The following is a 6,223-nucleotide window of genomic DNA, read 5'->3' on the forward strand; positions in this document are numbered from 1 at the left end:
ATTTCCGGCACCTCGAACCCGCTGGTAGAGCTCGAGCTGGAGCTTGCCGACCTGCACGACAAGGAAGCGGCACTGGTCTTCACCTCCGGTTTCGTCTCCAACGAAGCCTCGATCTCGACCATCGCGAAGCTTTTGCCCAACTGCCTGATCATCTCGGACGAATTGAACCACGCCTCGATGATCGAAGGCGTGCGGCGTTCCGGCGCCGAAAAGAAGATCTTCCGCCACAATGACGTGGCGCATCTGGAAAGCCTTTTGCAGGCGGCGGGGCGCGAACGCGCCAAGCTGATCGTCTTCGAAAGCGTCTATTCGATGGATGGGGACATCGCGCCGATCAAAGAGATCGTCGAACTCGCCGAGCGCTACAACGCCATGACCTATATCGACGAGGTCCATGCCGTCGGTATGTACGGGCCGCGCGGCGGCGGCATCACCGAGCGCGAAGGCCTGGCCGACCGCATCGACATCATCGAAGGCACGCTGGCCAAGGCATTCGGCACGCTGGGCGGCTACATCACCGGCACCAGCGCTGTGATCGACGCCGTGCGCTCCTATGCGCCGGGCTTCATCTTCACCACGGCACTGCCGCCGGCGATCGCTGCCGCCGCGACCGCGTCGATCCGCCATCTCAAGCGCTCGCAGGCCGAGCGCGACGCCCAGCAGCAGCAGGCCGCGAGAACCAAACACATCCTGTCGGCCGCCGGCCTGCCGGTGATGGATTCGCCGACGCACATCGTGCCGCTGCTGGTCGGCGATCCCGAGGCCTGCAAGATGGCCAGCGACCGCCTGCTCGGCGTGCACGGCATCTACATCCAGCCGATCAACTACCCGACCGTGCCGCGCGGTACGGAGCGGCTGCGCATCACGCCGACGCCGTTCCATTCCGATGCGCTGATCGCCGAATTGCAGGATGCGCTGGTCGAGACCTGGGATGCGCTCGGCATCCCCTACGGCTCCGCCGGTCGGCCTTCGGTGGCCAAGAGCGACCGCATCATTCCATTGCTGGTGCCCAAGTCAGGCGGCTGATGCCGTTTGGAACTCTACTCCGGCGGCCATCTGGCTCGCCGGAGCGATTTCAATTCGGGCTTCGTCAGCGGCTCAGGCGTTCTTCATCCACTTCGCCAGCCGGTGTGCCGCTTCCTCGATCTGGTCGAGACGGCGGTGGAAGCACAGCCGCAAAAACGCCTCACCGCCGGGGCCGAAAGCGGTGCCTGGCGCCAGGCCGACATTGGCCTTGTCGACGATGTCGAAGGCAGCGGTGCGTGAATCGGTGATGCCCTCGACGGTGAAAAACAGATAGAACGCGCCCTGCGGCACCGTAAACCCAGCGCGGCCGGTGGCGCCGAGGATGCCGCAGACAAGGTCGCGCGCCTTGCGCGCCCGCTCCACCTGTTCGGCGACGAAGGCGTCGCCCTCGTCAAGGGCGGCGACCGCACCGCGCTGCATGAACTGGGCGACGCCGGAGCTCGAATACTGGATCAGGTTCTCGAACACCTGCTGCAAGCTCGGATGCGTCTTGATCCAGCCGACGCGCCAGCCGGTCATCGCCCAGTTCTTGGAAAAGGAGTTGACGTACAGGATACGGTCTTCCGCCGACGCTATGTCGAGGAAGGACGGCGCGCGGCCGTGGCCATAGTGGAACAGTGAATAGATCTCGTCGGCGATGATCCAGAGGTTTTTCGCGCGCGCCAGAGCGAGGATCGCCTGCAAGGTCTCGTGATCGGCGGTCCAGCCGGTCGGATTCGACGGCGTGTTAATGAACAGCGCCTTTGTGCGCGGCGTGATCGAAGCGGCGATCTTCTCGATGTCGCAGGACCAGCCATTGCCGGAATGATCGAGCGTGACCGCGACTGGGACGGCTCCCGCTATCCCTGCTGCGGCATCGAAATTCGGCCAGGCCGGCGACAGGTAGACCACCTCGTCGCCGGCGCCGGCGAGCGCGTCGAGCGCCAGCTGGATGGCATGCATGCCGGAGCCGGTGACGATGAATTCTTCCTCCGGGAAATTCTTGCCGAAATGCCTGGCATAGTAACGGGAGAGTGCCTGCCTGAGATCGGGGATGCCCCTTTGCCAGGTGTAGAATGTCTCGCCGCCGGCCAGCGCCTTCGACGCGGCATCGGTGATGAAGGCTGGCGTCGGCAGGTCGCCTTCGCCGGCCCAGAGCGGAATCATGCCTTCGCGCAGGCGGCCGTAATTGACGACGGCGACAATGCCACTTTCGGGTGCCGCACGGGCCTCGGTGCGCAAGCTGTCGATCAGGGTCATGGGCGGATCCGTTTTTGGTCTGCGGTTTTCGTCAGCGGTCCTTACCAGATGCGAAAACAGAAAACCCCGGCCGCCAACGACCGGGGTTTTGGTCCAGCAATGCTGCCCGTGGTCAGCGCCTGGCGAGCAGATCGCGAATTTCGGTGAGCAGCGCGACGTCGGCTGGCGGCGGAGCCGCCGGTGCAGCGGGCTTCTCGCGCTCAAGCCGCTTGCGCATGTTGTTCACCGCCTTGACCATCAGGAAAATGATGAAAGCGAGGATAAGGAAGTTCAACGCGACAGTGATGAAGCTGCCGTAGGCAAAGACCGCGCCTTGCTTCTTGGCGTCGGCCAGCGAGGTGGCGTTGACGGCCGAGGAGAGGCCAAGGAAATAATTGTTGAAGTCCAAGCCGCCGAAAATCGCGCCGACGATCGGCATGATGATATCGTTAACAAGGGAATCGACGATCTTGCCGAAGGCCGCGCCGATGATGACGCCGACCGCAAGGTCCATCACATTGCCCTTGGAAATAAATTCCTGGAATTCTTTCAGCATTCGACCCTCCTTGTCGTGACTGGCCGAGCTGCCGTTTCCGTCCTTGCGGCATCGACCTGAGGCAACATAACAAAAACCTCCTGACGCAACATGGGTAAAAGGGAGAAAACAACCGCTTTCTCCTTACCTTACGGCACTTTGGGCGGCAGCTCTGCCGAATTTGACGCGTTGCGTACAAGGGCGTGAAATTTCATCCCCGCGATGCAAATCGACACAGATGCCGCCGAATCACTGCAAAACGACCACGCTGGACCAGATTGCCGCCGAGCACGGCATGGGCCCCTGGTTGTTGACGCGAGCGATCAATCGCTCTTTGCAAGGTTTCCCGCATTGACGGCACGGCAAAGCCAGCATTGAATTTCTGGAAATTATAGGCGTTTTCGCCTATAATGTTCTCATGAACATGCTCGAAACCATCAGCATTGATGTTTATCCGTGGGCGGCTCCAACAAAGGAGCAGCGCGCTTGGTTTGACGCGCTTTCGCCCGACGAGAAGCGGAAAGCGATTCAGGCGGCGATCAACGAAGGTTTTGAGAGCCCGGTCAGCGAAAAGTCGATCGACGACATTATTCGGGAAGCGCGTGCCGAACTCCCGCATGCGCCATAGGATAACGCATCGCCCCGAACGCGATCTGAAAGACATTTACCGACACACCTTCGAAAACCACGGCGCTCAGCGGCGATCTTCACCATAACGACACCGACGCGCCGCCCTGATAGCCGTCCTGCACAGCTCTGCAATGGACTCGGACGCCAAGCTGTGGTTGCGTCCGGGCAAGCCGGATAGAAAGACGGCAGAGGAGGAAAGTCCAAGCGTGCAGGGCTTGTTCATCGTCATCATCGCGGTCGCCTATGTGACGCTGCTGTTTGCCATCGCCAGCCTCGGCGACCGCCGCTCGGCCATCTCCGAGCCGAGCCGGGGGCGGCCTTTCATCTATGCGCTCAGCCTCGCGATCTACTGCACATCCTGGACTTTCTTCGGCTCGGTCGGTCTCTCTTCCGAACGCGGCCTCGAATTCCTCGGCATCTATACGGGCCCGGTGCTCGTCTTCGTCTTCGGCTTCCCGCTGCTCAACCGTATCGTGCGGCTGGCCAAGACCGAGAAGATCACCTCGATCGCGGATTTCCTCGGCGCACGCTACGGCAAGAGTTTCACCGTCGCGGCGATCGCCACGCTGATCGCCACCATCGGCGCGGTGCCCTATATCGCGCTGCAGTTGAAGGCGATATCCGGTTCGGTCAGCCTGATGGTCGAGCACTATACGGGATCGCCGCCTTCGTTCGATCCCTTCGTCAGCGACATCTCGCTGGTCGTCGCCATGCTGTTGGCGCTGTTCGCGGTGCTGTTTGGAACCCGTCACGCCGACGCCACCGAACACCAGGACGGGCTGGTGCTGGCGGTGGCGGTCGAAACCGTCGTCAAGCTCGCCGCCTTCCTGGCGATCGGCCTGATGGTCACCTTCCTGATCTTCGGCGGCCCAGGCGACATGTTCGACAAGCTCGCCGAGAACGCGCAGGTCCGGCAGGCGATGAGCTACAACACCTCGCTCGCCACCTGGCTGGTGCTGACGTGCCTCAGCGGCTTTGCCATCATCATGCTGCCGCGGCAGTTCTACGTCACCATCGTCGAAAACCGCGGCGAGGCCGAACTGCGCACCGCGACATGGGTGTTCCCGCTCTACCTCGTGGCGATCAACCTGTTCGTGCTGCCGATCGCCTTCGCCGGCCTGTCGCTGGTCGGCGCCGGAACCAGCAGCGATCTCTATGTGCTGTCGCTGCCCCTGTTCAGCGGCCATGATGTGCTGGCGATGGCGGCTTTCATCGGCGGCCTGTCGGCGGCGACGGCGATGGTGATCGTCGAAAGCGTGGCGCTGTCGATCATGATCTCCAACGATCTCGTCATTCCGCTGTTCGTGCGCCGCCTGCTCAAGACCTCGACCTCCGAGACCGAGGATTGGTCGACGCTGATCCTCAATGTGCGGCGCGGGGCGATCTTCATCCTGTTGTTCATCGCCTTCCTCTACTACCGCGAGAGCACCAACAGCGCGCGCCTGTCGTCGATCGGCCTGATGTCGTTCGCGGCCATCGCCCAGTTCGCCCCCGCCCTGATCGGCGGGCTGATCTGGCGCGGCGCCAACGGCCGGGGTGCGGCACTCGGCATGGTCGCCGGCATCCTCGTATGGGGCTACACACTGCTCCTGCCGTCGCTTGCCGCGGCCGATACCGGCATCATCGTGCACGGGCTGTTCGGCTTCGAGGCGCTGCGGCCGCAGGCCCTGTTCGGCACCGTCGCCGAACCGCTGAACCACGGCGTGTTATGGAGCCTGTCGATCAATGCGGTGTTTTTCGTGCTCGGCTCGCTGTCGCGCGCGTCGGTGCCGCTGGAACGCATCCAGGCGTCGATCTTCGTGCCGCGCGATGCCGGCCCGATGCCCAGCCTGCGCCGTTTCCGCACCGCCATCACCGTCAACGACCTGAAGGACACGATCGGGCGCTATCTCGGCGTCGAGCGCACCGAGCGCTCCTTCCAGTCGTTCGAAAAGACCAACGGAGCCTCTCTGCACGGCAACGAGCAGGCGAGCATGGACGTCATCCGCTTTTCCGAGCAGCTGCTGGCCAGCGCCGTCGGCTCCTCCTCGGCACGACTGATCCTGTCGCTGCTGTTTCGGCGCCACGACCGCGAATCCCGAGATGCCTTCCGCTTGCTCGACGACGCCACCGAGGCGCTGCAGCACAACCGCGACCTCTTGCAGATCGCGCTCGACCAGATGGAACAGGGCATCACCGTCTTCGACCGGGATTTCCGCCTGATCTGCTGGAACCGCCAGTACCGGGCACTGTTCGACCTGCCCGACGAGATGGGCCAGGTCGGCGTCTCGCTCGACCGCATCCTGCGCCATCTCGCCGAGCGCGGCGACATCCCTGCCGATCAGCGTGTGGCCATGCTCAACCGGCTGACCAGCTTCGTCAGCCCATGGCAGATGGAGCTGAAAACCTCGGGCCGCATCCTGGAACTGCGTTCCAACCCGATGCCGGACGGCGGCATCGTCGCCACCTATGCCGACATTTCCGGTCGCGTCGAGCAGGACCTGGCACTGAAGCGTGCCAATGAATCGCTGGAGCAGCGCGTCAAGACGCGCACCATCGAACTGACCCGGGTCAATGAGGAACTGGCGCAGGCACAGATGCTGGCCGAGGAGGCCAATCTCGGCAAGACGCGCTTCCTCGCCGCCGCCGGCCACGACATCCTGCAGCCGCTGAACGCCGCCCGGCTCTATTGCTCCTCGCTGATCGAGAAGGCCGGCAAGGGACCTGCCGGCAAGGCGGCCGTGAACATCGAATCCTCGCTGGAATCGGTCGAGACGATTCTCGGCGCCGTGCTCGACATCTCCCGCCTCGATGCCGGCGCGATGAAGCCGGATG

Annotated in this window: 5 protein-coding genes; 3 read left to right on the forward strand and 2 right to left on the reverse strand. The window is 63.2% G+C overall.

Features of this window, described 5'->3' with window-relative positions; translation table 11 throughout:
- The coding region (hemA, locus tag EN991_RS19650; protein ID WP_127369352.1) for a 5-aminolevulinate synthase at positions 1–1,026 on the forward strand (1,026 nt) is incomplete at its 5' end.
- Between the two features lie 72 nt (positions 1,027–1,098).
- Here hemA and EN991_RS19655 read toward each other — a convergent pair.
- Positions 1,099–2,265, reverse strand: coding sequence for a pyridoxal phosphate-dependent aminotransferase (locus tag EN991_RS19655; protein ID WP_127369353.1), 1,167 nt, complete (start codon positions 2,263–2,265; stop codon positions 1,099–1,101).
- 112 nt (positions 2,266–2,377) lie between these two features.
- Entirely contained in the window at positions 2,378–2,800 is a 423-nt protein-coding gene (mscL, locus tag EN991_RS19660; RefSeq protein ID WP_013533610.1) for a large conductance mechanosensitive channel protein MscL, read from the reverse strand.
- Positions 2,801–3,197: 397 nt separating this feature from the next.
- Here mscL and EN991_RS19665 point away from each other — a divergent pair, with 397 nt between their 5' ends.
- A complete protein-coding gene (locus EN991_RS19665; protein ID WP_024503137.1) occupies positions 3,198–3,407 on the forward strand; it encodes a hypothetical protein in 210 nt (69 codons plus the stop codon).
- A gap of 208 nt (positions 3,408–3,615) precedes the next feature.
- Positions 3,616–6,223 (forward strand): PAS-domain containing protein (locus EN991_RS19670; protein WP_164769208.1); only part of this gene is annotated, 2,608 nt, incomplete at its 3' end.

Origin of the sequence: Mesorhizobium sp. M7A.F.Ca.US.005.03.2.1, assembly GCF_003997795.1 — a bacterium.
Taxonomy (GTDB): Bacteria; Pseudomonadota; Alphaproteobacteria; order Rhizobiales; family Rhizobiaceae; genus Mesorhizobium; species Mesorhizobium ciceri.